This window comes from Halosegnis marinus, assembly GCF_029338355.1.
Classification (GTDB): domain Archaea; phylum Halobacteriota; class Halobacteria; order Halobacteriales; family Haloarculaceae; genus Halosegnis; species Halosegnis marinus.
Window position 1 is genome coordinate 233,739 of the sequence record NZ_CP119802.1, and the last position, 15,092, is coordinate 248,830.

Consider the following 15,092-nt stretch of genomic DNA (forward strand, 5'->3'; position numbering starts at 1 on the left):
AAAGGGCTCGCGAACGGCGACGGCTTCAAGCCGCCGTCGGTCCATCCCGAACGTATGAGCGCGACCATCGTCCCCCCGACCGAGCGCGAGTGCGAGCGATGCGGCCGGCGGGACCGCTGGGACGACGAGACGGAGAACTGGGTCATCGACGGGCGGCGCGGCTCCCCCACCTGTATCCACGAGTGGGACATCAACGGGAGCTACAACCCCGTCGCGGAGAGCACGTAACCCCCGGCGGTTTCAGTTTCACTTTCACCGCGCGCTAGGCCGACGTTAAGGGCGGTGGCGGTCGCTCCACCGAGTATGAGCGTCAGCGTGGACACCGTACGAACCGACGGGGAGGAGAGCGACGGCGTGCCGCCCGCGTCGTGGATAGTCGGCAGCGGCGCGAGCCTCGACGTGTCGGACGTGCCGCCGGCTCGCGTGGCGGCGTACGCCCGCCGGGCCGACACCGAGGTCCACTTCGAGCGGAAGGGCGGCCGGACCTACCTCGTCGCGGCGTAGCTACTCCCCGTCCTCCCAGACCTCGCCCTCCTCCATCACGGAGACGACGGGGCGCTCGGCGTCCATCAGGACGGTCTGGGCGACCGACCCGAACAGCGCCTTCCCGACCGGCGAGCGGTCGCGCCCCCCGATAACGAGGTAGTCGGCGTCGAGTTCGTGCGCCACGTCGAGGATCGTCTCGGCCACCGGGCCGACCTCGCCGCGGAAGCGCGTGTCCCCGATACCGCCGAGCGTGCCCCGGGTGACCCGCCGGGCGAGGCTCCTGGCGGTCTCCTCGGCGTTCTCCAGGTAGTAGTCGGGCGTCGAGTCCTGTCGGTCGGCGAACTCGTCGTTGCTCATCACGTGGAGCACGAGCAGCGGTTCCCCGTACGCCTTCGCGAGGTCGAACCCGGTCCTGACGACGGGGTCCTCGTCGTACTCGCCGTTGACGGCTGCGATAACTGTCATACCGGCGAGTGGCGACCCGACGTGTTAAAAGAACCGTGACATGTCAGCACAGGTGCCGCGGTCACTCGACGCGTGTCGAGGTGTCGCGGTGGCGCTCCTTCAGGCGGACGTACTCCTCGCCGGCGAAGGCCCACGGCGACTCGTCGTACTCGCGAACGGGGTCGGCCGGGACGCCGGCGACGAGCGTGTTCGGCGGTATCTCCGTCCCCTCCGTGACGAGGGCGTTCGCCGCGACCATCGCCTCGGTGCCGACGACGCTCCGGTCGAGCACGACCGCGCCCATCCCGACGAGCGCGCGTTCTCCCACCGTTGCGGCGTGAACGACGGCGTTGTGCCCGACGGTCGCGCCCGGCTTCAGGTCCGCGCCCTCGTGACACACCGCGCCGTCCTGAACGTTCGCGCCCTCGCCGACGCGGATGTGTCCGCGGTCGCCGCGCAACACCGCGTTGGGCCACACCGAGGCGTCGGCGTCGAGCGTCACGTCGCCGACGACGACCGCCGTCTCGTCGACGTACGCCGAGTCGTGTATCTCCGGTTCCGTGCCGTCGAGCGAGCGAACGACCATACCCCGCCCGCGTGACGGACGGACAAAAGCCTAGTAGTCGAGGTCGTCGGTGACGTAGTCGAGGCCGAGGACGAGGCCCGCCCCGACGGCGGCCGCGCCGACGACCAGCGCGGTCACCGGGAGGGTCCACGCCGTCACGTTCCCGCCCACTTCGAGGGCCGGCGCGCGCAGCGCCCCGACGATGAGCGCGACGAGGAAGGTGAGCGTCGCGCGCCGGTAGTTGGCCAGCGCGTACTTGACGGCGTGCGAGACGGTGAGGAGGCCCAGCAGCGCGCCGGTCACGAACGTCGCGACGACGGTGCCGGTCGGCACGACACCCGAGGGGTCGCCGCCCGCCGCGGCGACCAGCGCCGCGAGGAAGTCGCCGGGCACTCCGGTCATGTACTCGTACTGGCCGAGCAGGTAGAGGATGAACGACCCGGAAACCCCGGGCAGTATCATCGCCGAGACGGCGACGGCTCCCGAGAGGAAGATAACCGGGAGCGCGTGGCTCCCCTCGGCGCTCGCGGTCGCCCCCGACAGCAGGAAGGCGAACAGGAACCCCGCGACGGCGACGGCCGCGCCCCGCGGGTTCCGGACGGCGAGTTCGTCGCGGAGGACGACCGCGCTCGCGCCGATGAGGCCGAAGAAGAACGCGTACGTCCCGACGGGGTACTCCGTGACGGCGACGTGCATCACGCCCGACATCGCCGCGACGGCCGTGACGACGCCGAGGCCGAGCGCGAGGAGGAACGGCACGTCCATCGCCACGAGGTCGCGGGAGAGCGCCCGGCGCCCGTCGCGGGTGTGGAGCCGCGGGACGTGTTCGAGCGCCCGGGGGTCGAGCGCCGTGATGGCGCCGACCAGCCGTTCGTACACCCCGACGATGAGCGCGATAGTGCCGCCGGAGACGCCGGGGACGGCGTCGGCAGCGCCCATACAGACGCCCTTCAGGTAGACGGCGAGCGTGCCGCGGACGCCGCCTGCCTCGTCGGTGCGGGCGCTGTCGTCCATCCTACGCGGGGCGTGCGGCGAACGTCGTCGGCCCGGAGAGCGACGCCGCGGTGCCCGCGGTGTCGTCCTCCGTCGGCTCGGTCGGCGTCGTGAGCAGGCCCTGCGTGTCGTTCGTCGTGTTCGTCGTGTTCGCGCCCTCCGGCTCGTCCACGACCGTCCGGGTCAGTTCGACCGTCGTGGTCGAGTCGTCCTCGCCGAGCACCTGGCCCTCGCTCACGTCGCCCGTGGCGTTGAACACGGTCGTCGTCAGCGTGGACTCGTTGGTCTCCTGCGGGGTCGCGAACTCGTAGGGGCCGTCGGCCACGACGCTCGTGTTCGTGTAGCCCTCGTCGAGCCCCCACTCGTCGTCGCCGGTCGTGGCGTACGGGAGCGTGAACTCGGCGACGCCGTTCTCGTCCGTCCTCGCGCGCTGGCGGTAGGTGAACGTCTGGTTACGCGTCGTCATCCGCATCTGCACCGTCGCGGTGACGTTCGTGTTCGCCGGCCCCTCGACGGTGACGTTCGCGCCGGGGACGCGCTCGAACGTCTTCACCGCCGGATAGATGTTCCGCGAGGTGCGGTCGAACCGCGAGGCCTGGCTCGCGTGGACCAGCCGGTAGTGTTCGAGCGCGGGGACGTACTCGGACGGGAAGCCGTCGAGCCCGCCGATCTGTGCCGAGCCGTCCTGCTCGACGAACTCCTCGGCGGCGCTCCGGTTCTGGAAGCTCCGCACGACCGGGCCGTTCGCCGGCGTCACGTAGAACAGCCGGCCCTCGTTGACGGTCGTCTCGTAGTCGAAGACGAACGTCTGCCCGTCGTCGGGTATCTGGGCCGCGCCGTTGTACTGGAACAGCCGCACGCGGAGGCTCTCCTGGCCCCGCGGCGTGTTGATGTTGTACGCGACGCGCGCCTGTCCGTTCGAGGAGACGTTGTAGATGGTCCGGGCGATGTCGTTGTCTGCCCGCGCGTCCGTCTGCGAGAGGCCGTAGCGGTCCTCCCACGCGGTCGGCGCGGCGTACTTGCGCGTGCCGGGGACGCCGAGCTGGTAGTCCACCATCACGTAGCGGGTCTCCTCGGAGCCGCCGTTCTCCATCAGCGTCGTCGCCGTGGACTCGTTCGGGGCGAGCAGGACGTTCGCCGAGTAGTCGGCGTTCGCCTGGAACGGGTTCGCGTTCGGCACGCGGTGGCCGAGGACGGTTATCCAGTGGCCGTAGTCCCACCACGCGAGGGTCCCGTACTCCCCTTCGTCGTACTGGAAGTCGTCTGTCCGCTCGTAGGAGCCGAGGTACTCCAAGTCGGAGGGGCTCCCGTCGCCGTACGCGCCCATCTCGGGCGTGTTGTCCTCCATCCAGTCGAGGCTCCCGGTCCAGAGGCCGACCTCGCCGGGCGACGCGCTGGCGTTGGCGACGTTCGGGGCGGTTCGCGCGCCGACGGCCATCGGCGCGGCGACGAGCATCACGACCGAGAGCACCGCCATCACCTGATACCCCGAGGGCGTCTCGGCGTTCCGTAGCGCCTCGCCGAGGTCCACGAGGTCGAAGACGACGGCCGCGAGGTAGCCGTTCAGCACGGCCACCGGGATCGCGAAGTAGTACTCGAAGCGGCGCTGGGTGATGGCCGCGAGGAACAGCAGGACGGCCAACACGAGGACGAACAGCCGGTCCGCGCGCGCCTCGTCCGCGACGGCGGCCTTGTACGCCATGAACGCGCCGCCGGCGATGGCGGTGAACAGGCCGAAGCCGTAGAACGACGAGAAGAAGGCGAACACTGACTCGAGCGGCACCGGCTGGGCCTCGGCGACCGTCCGGCTGCCGGCCGTCGAGGTGTAACCGAAGATGCGCAGCACCTGGTCGGCGAAGAAGCCGAAGGTGCTCGGGAGGACGACGGCGAACAGCCCGAGGCCGACGACACCGACGCCGACGACGCCGACCGGGTACAGCGAGCGGTCGAGCCCGCGGGTGTCCCAGACGCGGGCGAACCCGGCGAGGAACACACAGCCGAGCGCGAGCGCGAAGGCGAGCGCCGGCTGGAGCAGCGAGAGCGTCGTCGCGCTGATGTCGAACGTATCGACGGTCGCGAGCGTCAGGACGCCCGCGACGGTGCCCGCGACGATTCCGGTCGCGGCGACGTGGTCGGGGCTGACGCCAGTGGCCTGGTACACCGAGGCCGCGAGCGCGAAGAACAGCCCGAGGACGCCGAGGAGGAAGACGCCCGGCGGCCACGTCCAGAGGTACAGCGCGATGCCGAGACCCGCGAGCGCCCCCCACGCGACGACGGGCCGCAGCGGCTCGAACTCGCGGGCGGTGACGAGCTCCCAGACGGGCTTCTCGGCCATCGAGACGCGCAGCGATTTCGCGACCGCGGCGACGGCCACGAGGATGAAGAACACCTCGGCGATGTGGTGGTCGGAGAAGCCCACGAGGCCGCGAGAGAGGAACTGGCCCGTGGTGAGCGTGAGGAAGAGCACGGAGACGAGCGCGCCCTCCCGGCCCACGACCTGCCGGGCGAACAGGTACGCCGGCACGAGCGCGAACGCGCCGAAGACCGCGGGCGCGAACAGGTGGGTCATCGCGACCTGCTGGGTCGTCGGCGAGCCGAGGCCCACGACGAGCGCCGCGGTCGCGATGATCTGGTCGTAGAGGGTGCCGAACTGCCCGACGAAGGTGCCGGTCGGGAACTCCGTCCACGGGTCGAACGGCATCGTGAACGGCCAGTGTTCGACGGTGTACTGTACCATCCGGTAGTGGTACCACGCGTCGTTCCCGGAGTAGAGCACGCGGCCGTCGACGACGAAGTTCCGCCAGCCGCGGGTACGCACCCACAGCGAGAAGGCGACCGCGAGCGCTAATAGCGGGACGTGGTAGCTGTCGCGGACCCGGTCGAGGACGGACCGGTCCCCGCCGTCCGCGCGTTGCTCGGAGCGGCTACTCATTGCTTTCACGTGCCCCAAAACGCGCATAAGCCTTCTGACTTCTAGTAGTTGGAATGGGGATTTCGGAGCCTTGCGGCAGATTCGTAAGTGATTTCATACCGGATTATTCAGTTGGTCGTGTGCGAATCTCTGTCGTCCTGTGTACGTACTCCCTCGATCGATATCCCGAGTTCAGTGAAGCCGCAAGGAGCGTTCTCGGACAGACGCACGACGATGTGGAGCTGGTCGTCGTGGTCGACGGGACGGACAGGGTGTACGACCGTGCACGGGACGACTTCGGCGACCACGAGGACACGACCGTCTATTGTAACGACCGGAACCGTGGCCTGTCGCACAGCCGTAACGTGGGGGCGGATCTCGCGACGGGCGACGTCGTCGCCTTCCTCGACGACGATGCAGTCGCCGCGCCGGACTGGGCGGAACACATCGTCGACGGATACCGCCGTCGGGACGCCGTGGCGGTAGGCGGGAAGATGATGCCCGACTGGCTCGCCGGCGAGCCCACGTATCTCCCCCCTGAATTCTACTTCCTCATCGGCGTCACTCACCGTGGATTCCGTGAGGACGAGGGGTACGTGAGGAACACGTTCAGTTCGAACCTCTCGTTCGACAGAGAGGTGTTCCTCGAACTCGGCGGGTTCAAGACGGAGATGGGAAAACGGGGAGAAAACGATCTTCAAGGGGGGGAGACAGAACTGTGTGTCCGCCTCGAACGGACGTACGGACGCCGGGTTCTGTATATTCCCGACGCGGTGGTCGAACACAAGATCTACGAGTACCGTACGGAACGACGATGGCTACTCGAACGCTCATTCTGGCAGGGATACTCCAAGCGCCGACTCGAGGAGACGAGTGCGGACGGGACGGAGACGGAGCGCGAGTTCGTTCGTGAGCTGTTGACGAGATATATCCCCGGACGAGTCCGGGAGGCGATCCGTCGTCCGTCGCTGGATCGTATCGACTGTCTCGTGATGTTACATCTCCTCATAGGAGCGACCGCGCTTGGATACGGCTACGCGGTCGTCAAGACCCTTACCGAGTAGTCACGACTTCCGCCGACGCCACGCCTTTCGAACATCCGCTACGGAGGGACCAAGGTTTGACAGCAGCTCCGTAAAGGGAGCGATTTCGCCGTCGAACGCTAGCTCCGGTGGCCGGGCCGAAACGGCGAGACACTCGTAGAGACTCAGCACGAACCGAGTCGCTTCGGTGTACGTGTTGGCGAGAACAGTACTCCCCACGGAGGAGCCGAAGGAGTCTCGATACCGTGACAACATATCCTCCGTCTCGACGGAGACTGCGTCCATATCCTCTGTCTTCTGCTGTTCGTGGCGTCGAAACCCGGAGAACACGTCGCGAACGTGGCGGACGTCGAACTCCTCCGAGATTCTGAGCCAGTACTCGTAATCCATGCAGAACTGCAACGACGTGTCGAGACGGTGTGTTTTCACCACTTCGTTTCGGAAGAATACCGCCGGCTGGCCGATGAGAATTCGATACGCGAGCTTCCGGCGGTCGAATTCAGGCCGGACATCGAGTTCCGTTACCCGGGACCGGTCATCCACATACGCTAGGTCGCCGTAGATGACGTCGGCCCCAGTTCTGTCGAACCACTCGCTGACGCGCTCGAAGACACTCGTATCGAAGTACACGTCGTCCGAGTTCAGCCACCCGACCACATCACCCGTCGCCCGATCGAATCCCTCGTTTATCGCGGCCGACTGCCCGCCGTCCGGCTCGGAGCGCCAATGGACATCGTAGTCGACACGTCCGGCGTAGTCGTCGATGAGTTCCGGTGACCCGTCGTTGGACCCCCCGTCAAGGACGATGTGTTGGATGTCTCCGTGACTCTGGTTCTCAACCGAAGCGAGATTGTCGGGGAGGTACTCGGCTTGATTGTAGGATGGAGTGACAACCGAGAAGGTACGGGTAGACATCGAGTCGGAATTCCAAGGGCCTTGAGTAATGATTTTCGTTCGCGTACGATACCGACGTTAGAGGTATCCCAGCCCTTTGAGCTTCTCCTCCGTCGCCACGGTAATCTCGGAGTCCGAACGCCGGGTCCGTGCTCGCTCGTGAGCGGTCTCGATGTCCTCGCCGAACAGTTCCGCTTCAAGATCGGCGATGGACGGAATATCCTCGAGAAGTTCTTGATGGGACGGAACGTCGGCGTGAATCCGATACCGCGCGACTCGCCCCTTGCTGTCCCAGTAGTCCTTGAACCCATCATGATAGACACACCGAGCCAGCCGCTCTTCGTCGGAGTTCGGTCTGTTGTTGCCAATCCGCTCGGCCGCGATCCGTTCGGCGGAGATATCCGGGATATCACCGACAGAAAGACCGGCGAGCAGCGTTCCGAAGTCCCGGTGGGAGACGTATCGGTCCGTCCGGGGGGCCGGTCCCTCGGGTGAGTCGATAATCAGGGCCGGAACGTGAAGCAGTCCCTCCGAGAGGCTACAGTCCGAGTGTTCGAAGAGGTAGTCGTCCACGGGACCGCCGAGGTTCTCCCCGTGGTCGGCCGAGACGACGAACGTCGTCGGTTCAGAGGTCGCCTTCTGGATGTCGTCTATGAGCCGACTGAGTCGCCTATCGAGGTAGTCAACGGCGGCTCGGTACAGACCCACGTATCGTTCGATCTCGTCAGATTGCTCCTTTTTCGCCTCGGCGTCCCAGTCGACGTCCTCGGACTTCCAAGTCGACGGCGTGTCGAAGTACTCATTGTCGAACCCGCGCATCGGCGTCAGCGGGCCGTGGGCGTCCATGAAGTTGGCAAAGAGGAAGAACGGCTCCCGACTCCCTCCGCCCAGTGTACGTTTTCGAATAGACCGCTCGACAGCACGACAACCCCTGTCGAAGGGCTTCTTTACCGGGAGTTGTTTGCTGAGGTCGTCGAGCGTGACGTGGACGCCGTTCAGGAAGCTTCGAACCGGGTGTTCGTGTTTGGCCGACGCGACCGCGAACGCCAAGTGCTTCCGAATCCCATTGTACTCACACTCGCGGCCGAAATTCGAGACATCGATCCCGCTAGGAAATCTCCGGTTGGAAGAGATTCCAACGAAGTCGTCGAACAGTCCGTCGAAACCGAAGTCGTCGCCCGCGAACACGTTGGCACTCACTCCGACAGTTCGGTGGTCGGGCATACGCGACAGGAACGTGTCGTCGTCGGACACGTTGGTGTAGTGGCGCGCGTACGTGTGGACGCCGTGTTCGGACGGTAGTTCGCCGGTAAAGAGGCTCGCGTGGCTGGGGACGCTCCAGGAACTCGCCGCTCGGCACTGTTCGTACTCCACGTCTGCACGCGACCGTAGTCGTACCGCGACCTCGTCGAAGACGTCCTTTCTCACCGAGTCGAGGACGAACAGAACGACGTTTCTCATTCGGTGAAAGATGGTTGCGACGACACATTAAGTCTAGTTCTCCCGCGGGATAGGAGACTGGTTCGACCGTGACAGTCGGCCATAGCTACCCGTCCCTATAGAGGTAGTCGGAGAACTCCGCCTCGTTGACGCGTAGATACGCTGGCAGTCGCTCGCCGACGTCGATGGCGTTGAACCGAAGCCCCTCACCGAACAGGTCCCGACCGTTTGCGATGGCACGCTCTATCCGCTCGCGATCCTTGAACTGCTCCTCGTTCAGTTCGGTATGTGAAAACGTCTCTATTTTGTCGATCATGTATTCCACGTCACCGATGTAACTGAAGTGCCATCCTGCGTCGGGGAGGATCGTCACTCTCCGCTGGTTTCCGACGCTCAACAGGAGTTGTAGGACGAACAGATAGGGTCGTTCGGGGACCCCACCAATGTCCTCCCGGTGTTGGGTGTAGCGGTCCCGGAAGTCCTGGGGAGACGTGAGGTCACGGTACTTCGACATCACCGGGCCGAGCCAGAGGGAGCCGCCGTCGAGGACGTAGTTGAAGTAGTAGTAGTGAAGGCTCTGAGAGAGTATCTTGATACCGGAAGTATTCACGCCGCGTTCGACCGCCCGCGGCCTCGGGACCTCGTCGGCGTCTGATATAATCAGCTCGTCTTCCGGAGAGATATTCGACTTGATCTTTAGCGCCTCGTGAATGGAGTCACGCAGATAATATTCTCTCTCCCACGCGCTCGTCAGGTTCTCGGGATACTCCACAACGTGGTGGATTATTCTATCCTCGAAGTCGGCAAACTGCTCACGGTTCTGCTCGAAGTGAAGTTCCTTGTCGTCACCCTGGAAGGTCTCTGTTGCTTCGACGAGGACGAACTTGTCCACGACGTCGTCGAGTTCGTTAAGTCGGAGCTTCAGCACCTCTACCTCGTTGTAGAAGATGAAGCAGTCGTAGATATCCGTCGAGGGGCCGCGGGCCTCCCGGAGACGATCGCGGGCGGGGAACAGGTCCGACCGGATGTGTTTCAGTAGCGAGACAGCACCGTCCTCGCGGAGCGTTCGTATCGCGGTGGAGAGTTTCGAGAGCATTCGCTGTCAGTAGCGGGGGCACGGACCGCCAAGAAGCATCCGGCCCGCACACCAGAGCCTCGTCGCGCCGTAAAGAGCCAAGAGGCAGCCGACCGGGTTCATCTGTGCTTCCTGAACCAGCCGATAGTCCGTTCGAGCCCCTCCTCGAAGTCCGTCGTCGCCTCCCACCCGAATCGCTCCTCGGCCCGCGTCGTATCGAGTTTCCGGCGGGGTTGGCCGTCCGGTTTCGAGGTATCCCACTCGACGGTGCCCTCGAATCCGGTGGCGTCGACGATTGTGTTCACCAGGTCGTGGATGCTGATCTCCCGCCCACTTCCCAGATTCACGGGATCACTACTGTCGTAGCGTTCGGTCGCGGTCAGGATGCCGTCGGCCGCGTCCTTTACGTAGAGGAACTCGCGCGTCGGTTCGCCAGTCCCCCAGGCAGTAATCGAGCTGTCACCGCGCTCCTGTGCCTCGATACATTTCCGGATAATCGCGGGGATTACGTGCGAGGTTTCGAGGTCGAAGTCGTCGCGAGGACCGTACAGGTTCACCGGCATCAGATAGATGCTGTCGAAGCCGTACTGCTGTCGATACGCCCACGACTGAGTCAGGAGCGCTTTCTTTGCGATACCGTACGGCGCGTTCGTTTCCTCCGGGTACCCGTCAAACAGATCTTCCTCGCTGAAGGGGATCTCGGTGTGGTTCGGGTACGAGCAGATGGTACCCAGGATGGTGAACTTCTCTACACCGAACCGGCGGGCCTGTTCCATCAGTTCGATTCCCATGATCGCGTTCTCGTAGAAGTACTTGCCCGGATTCCGTCGATTAGCCCCGATGCCACCTACGGTCGCCGCGAGGTGGACGACGACGTCGGGTTTACACGCCGCAAGCGCCTCGTGTATCTCCTCCTTCTCGCGGAGATCGTACTCGTCGCTCGTCGGGGCAGAGATATCAACTGTATCGCTTCGCCGTTCCAGTTCGTCCACGAGGTGGCTCCCTAGGAACCCTGTTCCGCCGGTTACCAGGACCGACTTGTCGTCCCAGAAGTCAGCCGTCTCACGATGCCAGTCTGTCATCGCCAGTCCACGCGGCCGTACCAGGCGTCGGTGTTGTTCGCGTACCAGTCGATCGTACGCTGGATGCCCTCTTCCCATGACACCTGCGGTTCCCAGCCGGTCTCCTCGTTGAGTTTCTCGTAGCCGACGAGCAGTTCCTCGACATCGCTATCGCCGGGACGGTACCGTCCCTCGTCCTGGACAATCTCGGGTCGTTCCCAGTAGCCGTGGTCCGTGCCGACGTCGAGAATCAGATTCGTCCAGTCGCGCATCGAGATGTTCTCGCCGTAACCGTAGACGTACTGTTCGCCCGAGGAGCCCGCGAGGGCCACGTGGAGGTGGCCGCGAACCCCGTCCTGTACGTAACAGAGGTCGCGCTTCGGCTCGAGATTCCCGAGTTCGACGATTTCGCGTTCCAGCGCCTGAGTGATGATTGTCCCGGTGATGTATCGCGGGTTCTGCCGCGGACCATAGTTGTTGAACATCCGGGTAGTAACCGTCGGCAATCCGTACGCGTCGTGATAGTTCATCGTGAGGAAGTCGGCCGCCAACTTCGACGTGGCGTACACGCTGGTCGGGTTCACAGGCGACCGCTCGCTAAGCAGGACACGGCCGTCTTCTCCACGGTCGTGTTTGTCCGTCATCTCCTCCTTCACGTTACCGTACTCCTCACTAGTGCCGGCGGTATCGACCTTCGTGACGTCGAGGTCCAAGTCCACGATGGACTGGAGCAGGTTGAGGGTCCCATTGACATTCGTGTCGACTGTCTCGTACGGTCGGTCCCACGACTCGCCGACGTGGGCTTGGGCGGCGAGATGGAAGACGATGATACCACTGTGGTCCCGGAGCGACGCGAGCGCCTCCCTGACGGAGTGTTGGTCCCGGAGGTCCCCGCGGTGTACCGTCAGGCTGTCCGTGAGGTGGCGGATGTTGTTCAGTTCGCCGCTAGAGGTCGCACGAACGAACACATGTACGTCCGCGCCGAGGTCGACAAGTCGCTCGGTCAGGTGTGAGCCGACGAAGCCATCGGCGCCAGTCACGAAGACGGGACGGTCCGCGAGGGCGGTGTTCAGGTCCATCTTGTTATGTATAGAGGACGTGTTTTCTCGGTAATGTAGCTTCCTTTCTCACGGCGAGAACAGGGGATTATTAACCCAACACCGGGAGTGTTCGGCATCGCGCGACATGGTTAGCATCGACGACTCGGTACGAAAACTGTTCAAGGGCGGAGGGATACTGCTCTTCGGGCTCCTCCTTCAGTTGGGTATCTCGTTCGTCGGAAAGCTCATCGTCGCCAGAGAGCTTAGCGTGGCGGATTTCGGCGGCGTCGTTCTCGGTACGACGGTGGCTATGATCGCCGCGACAGCCGCACAGCTCGGGCTTCACGAAGGAGTCGCCAGATATCTCCCCCGCTTCGATACGGCGGCCGAGAAGCGCGGGGTCGTGCTGTCCGCGGCGTCGCTCGCGGTTCCCATAAGCGTCGTCTTCGGCGTGGCGCTGTACCTCATCTCCCCCACCCTTTCGCGAGTCGCGTTCGACAGCCCGGAAGTCGCTCCGGTCTTTCGCGTGTTCTCGTTCGTCGTGCCGCTGATGGTAACACATCAGCTCATCATCGGAGTGGTCCAAGGACAACAACGAACGACCCCCAAAGTACTGATAGAGAACACGGCAAAGCCGGTCGCACGTATCGCCGCGATCGGTATTGTCGTGGCGGTCGGAGCGACGGGACTTCGCATCTCGCTCGCGTACCTGTTCGGATGGGTCGTCCCCGTGCTGTTCGGACTCGGATATCTGTACGTCTACACGAACGTTCCCGACCGGACAGTCGGGGCAGTATTTCGCCACCGTGAGCTCCTCTCGTTTTCGATGCCGCTCGTCCTTTCGGGCGTTCTAACGATCGTTTTCAATGACATAGACACGCTGTTGCTTGGGTACTTCAGCGGGGGAACGGAACAGGTCGCGCTGTACAACGCGGTGTATCCGCTCGCGACGCTCCTGAACACGGCGACAACTGCGTTCGCATTCGTATTTATGCCAGTTCTGTCGGAGATACATGCCGACGGTCGCGAGAACGAGATGGAGCGGATGTACCAGGTCGTCACCAAGTGGGTGTTCACCGCGACTCTCCCAGTGTTTCTCGTGATTTCGCTGTTTCCGGCACGGCTCATCGCGCTGACGTTCGGTGCGAAGTATACGGCCGGGGCAACCACGTTGCAGGTGCTCGCTATCGGCTTTTTCGTCCACACCGTCGCGGGATTGAACCGTGAGACAGCTGCGTCAATCGGCAGATCTAAGATGCTCCTGTACGCCGACGCCGGCGCGGCGATATTTAATATGGCGCTTAATATCGCACTGATACCCCGGTACGGTCCGCTAGGTGCAGGTGTCGCAACCGCGGCGACGTACGTCGTTCTGAACCTTGTCCTCTCGGGACAGCTGTACCGCGAAGTGGGTATCGTCCCCGTGACCAACGCGATGATTCGACCTGGAGTTGCGGGCGTTGCGACGTTTCTAATGGTCTACTTCGTCGCGGGGTGGCTGGCCGCTCCGGAGCCAGCCACGCTCGTAGCCGCATTCTTGGTCTTCGCCCTGCTCTATGCGATCTCCATTCTGCGGTTCGGAGGTATCGAGTCCGAGGAGGTGATGCTCGTGAATAGTATAGAGGAACGGTTCGGCATCGATCTGGAGCCGATAAAAAGGATCGGCCGACGGCTGATGCCCTAGCGCGATCGTAGCTAAGCGTCGAGGCGTGTGTCGAGTACTTTTAGCGAACCCGGGTCGTCGCGATTAGGGGTTCAGGCTACGACCAGTCGGGGAGGATTTCCGAAGCGTCGAGGTATGTGCGGAGGTAATGGTGGAGGGGGGTTGGAGGGTCGACGAATGCTCGGAGATTCTCGTGTTGGTCGTCGGGCTGCAGGCGACCACCGGTAGCGGCGACGACGAAGCCGTTCGCCAAGTAGTGTTTGCCGTTCACCCCGGAGACGTCGGCAGTATCGTAGATGTGTTCGAACGAACCCAGCGACTCGATTATCTCCACGTCGAGACCCAACTCCTCATCTGCGATGCGGTGTACCGCCTCGGTTCGGGTCTCGAACTTCTCGACACGACCGCCGGGGGGGAAGTAGTAGCCCCTTGCGGGCTCGTTCGTACGCTTTCCGAGGAGGAGACCATCGTCCGTAGTGACGAGTAGGTCGACTGAGACGATAGGAACGTTCGCAACGACGGTTCGCCACTGGCGAAGGGGAATCGGGTCGGTCGGCATATATCTTTGATTGGGACCCGCGGGCTTAACGGCCCGGTCGGTCGTCGCCGCGGCTGCCGATGCTCTCGTGGTCCCACACCAGCTCGAAGTACCGCTTGAACCCCGCGACGAACGAGCCGTTCTCGGTGAGCGCGGCCTGTCGCATGTGGTTCGGCACGTCCGGTTCCTCCACGAGGAAGAGCGCCTCGCCGCCATCGTAGTCCATGCTGGGGTCGACGAAGGTGCCGCGCCACGGGAGCGGACCGGTGGCGAAGCGGAAGTCGATGGCCGGCAGGTCCGTGCGGATGGTGTCCACTACGTCCGCCTGCACGCGCCGCTCCGCGTCGTCGAGCAGGTCCGGGTGGTAGAACAGCGCGTGGACGGCGACCCCGCGGTCGATGGCGTCCTCGATGGCCGGGCGGACGGCGTCGAGGTACTCGAAGCTCTTCGTGAGGACGTAGGCCTCGCGCTCGGCCTCGTGGTAGAGCCGCCGGGTCTCCGACTCCGAGGGGTCCCCCACGTCCACGACGTAGAACAGCTCCTCGGCGGGCGTCACGCCGCCGGCGGCGCTCGCGAAGGCGGGTTCGAACCGCGAGAGGAAGGCGTCGCGCTCCTCGTCGACGGCGCGCTCGAACGACTCGTACTCCTGGCGCTTGTTCTCCTTCGCGCGGGCGAGCACCGTCTCGGGGTCGTGGGGCTGGTACTCCTTCGGGCGGCCGGGAATCACCTTCAGGTAGCCGTCGTCGGCCAGCGAGTCGAGCACGCCGTAGATGCGGGCCTTCGGGATGCCGGTCGCCTCCGCGAGGTTGGGGGCCGTCGTCCGGCCGACGCGGAGCAGTTCGGCGAGCGCCGTCGCCTCGTACTCCGTCAGCCCCAGCGTCTCGAACAGCCCCACGTCGCTCATACCCCCGCTGGCTCCCGGCGACGCATAAGTGGCCG

15 protein-coding genes are annotated in these 15,092 nt (G+C 64.3%); 4 read left to right on the forward strand and 11 right to left on the reverse strand.

Annotated elements, in window-relative coordinates:
• Positions 1–54 precede the first annotated feature (54 nt).
• Both P2T37_RS01340 and P2T37_RS01345 read left to right on the forward strand, forming a co-directional pair.
• On the forward strand, positions 55–228 hold the full coding sequence (locus P2T37_RS01340) for an HEWD family protein (protein ID WP_276234938.1): 174 nt from the start codon (positions 55–57) through the stop codon (positions 226–228).
• A gap of 75 nt (positions 229–303) precedes the next feature.
• Positions 304–504 (forward strand): hypothetical protein, encoded by a 201-nt coding sequence (locus P2T37_RS01345; RefSeq protein ID WP_276234939.1) that lies wholly within the window; start codon positions 304–306, stop codon positions 502–504.
• On the opposite strand, the gene P2T37_RS01350 is transcribed toward P2T37_RS01345, so the two are convergent.
• The 4 genes from P2T37_RS01350 to P2T37_RS01365 form a co-directional block, all read right to left on the reverse strand.
• A complete protein-coding gene (locus P2T37_RS01350; RefSeq protein ID WP_276234940.1) occupies positions 505–951 on the reverse strand; it encodes a universal stress protein in 447 nt (148 codons plus the stop codon). It abuts the gene before it with no gap.
• Positions 952–1,012: 61 nt separating this feature from the next.
• Positions 1,013–1,516, reverse strand: a complete 504-nt coding sequence (locus tag P2T37_RS01355) for a gamma carbonic anhydrase family protein (protein WP_276234941.1) — start codon at positions 1,514–1,516, stop codon at positions 1,013–1,015.
• A gap of 30 nt (positions 1,517–1,546) precedes the next feature.
• Positions 1,547–2,509, reverse strand: coding sequence for a DUF368 domain-containing protein (locus P2T37_RS01360; RefSeq protein ID WP_276234942.1), 963 nt, complete (start codon positions 2,507–2,509; stop codon positions 1,547–1,549).
• Between the two features lies 1 nt (position 2,510).
• Positions 2,511–5,420, reverse strand: coding sequence for an oligosaccharyl transferase, archaeosortase A system-associated (locus P2T37_RS01365; RefSeq protein WP_276234943.1), 2,910 nt, complete (start codon positions 5,418–5,420; stop codon positions 2,511–2,513).
• Between the two features lie 119 nt (positions 5,421–5,539).
• Here P2T37_RS01365 and aglG point away from each other — a divergent pair, with 119 nt between their 5' ends.
• The gene (gene aglG, locus P2T37_RS01370; RefSeq protein ID WP_276234944.1) at positions 5,540–6,463 is read left to right on the forward strand and encodes a glucosyl-dolichyl phosphate glucuronosyltransferase; all 924 of its coding nucleotides are present in this window, start codon (positions 5,540–5,542) and stop codon (positions 6,461–6,463) included.
• Here the strand turns inward: aglG and P2T37_RS01375 are convergent, their stop codons facing one another.
• From P2T37_RS01375 to P2T37_RS01395, 5 genes are all read right to left on the reverse strand, one after another.
• Positions 6,464–7,357, reverse strand: a complete 894-nt coding sequence (locus P2T37_RS01375; RefSeq protein ID WP_276234945.1) for a glycosyltransferase family 2 protein — start codon at positions 7,355–7,357, stop codon at positions 6,464–6,466.
• Positions 7,358–7,414: 57 nt separating this feature from the next.
• Positions 7,415–8,797: a sulfatase-like hydrolase/transferase gene (locus P2T37_RS01380; protein WP_276234946.1), complete on the reverse strand. Its 1,383-nt coding sequence runs from the start codon at positions 8,795–8,797 to the stop codon at positions 7,415–7,417.
• Positions 8,798–8,882: 85 nt separating this feature from the next.
• Positions 8,883–9,872, reverse strand: a complete 990-nt coding sequence (locus tag P2T37_RS01385; RefSeq protein WP_276234947.1) for a glycosyltransferase family 17 protein — start codon at positions 9,870–9,872, stop codon at positions 8,883–8,885.
• Between the two features lie 98 nt (positions 9,873–9,970).
• A complete protein-coding gene (locus P2T37_RS01390; RefSeq protein WP_276234948.1) occupies positions 9,971–10,933 on the reverse strand; it encodes a GDP-L-fucose synthase family protein in 963 nt (320 codons plus the stop codon).
• A complete protein-coding gene (locus P2T37_RS01395) occupies positions 10,930–11,991 on the reverse strand; it encodes a GDP-mannose 4,6-dehydratase (protein WP_276234951.1) in 1,062 nt (353 codons plus the stop codon). Before P2T37_RS01395 ends, P2T37_RS01390 begins: the two co-directional genes overlap by 4 nt.
• A gap of 106 nt (positions 11,992–12,097) precedes the next feature.
• On the opposite strand from P2T37_RS01395, the gene P2T37_RS01400 reads away from it, so the two are divergent.
• A complete protein-coding gene (locus tag P2T37_RS01400) occupies positions 12,098–13,636 on the forward strand; it encodes a flippase (RefSeq protein ID WP_276234952.1) in 1,539 nt (512 codons plus the stop codon).
• A 76-nt stretch (positions 13,637–13,712) separates the two neighbouring features.
• On the opposite strand, the gene P2T37_RS01405 is transcribed toward P2T37_RS01400, so the two are convergent.
• A complete protein-coding gene (locus P2T37_RS01405; protein WP_276234953.1) occupies positions 13,713–14,174 on the reverse strand; it encodes an NUDIX domain-containing protein in 462 nt (153 codons plus the stop codon).
• A 25-nt stretch (positions 14,175–14,199) separates the two neighbouring features.
• On the reverse strand, positions 14,200–15,057 hold the full coding sequence (locus tag P2T37_RS01410; RefSeq protein ID WP_276234954.1) for a TrmB family transcriptional regulator: 858 nt from the start codon (positions 15,055–15,057) through the stop codon (positions 14,200–14,202).
• Positions 15,058–15,092 lie beyond the last annotated feature (35 nt).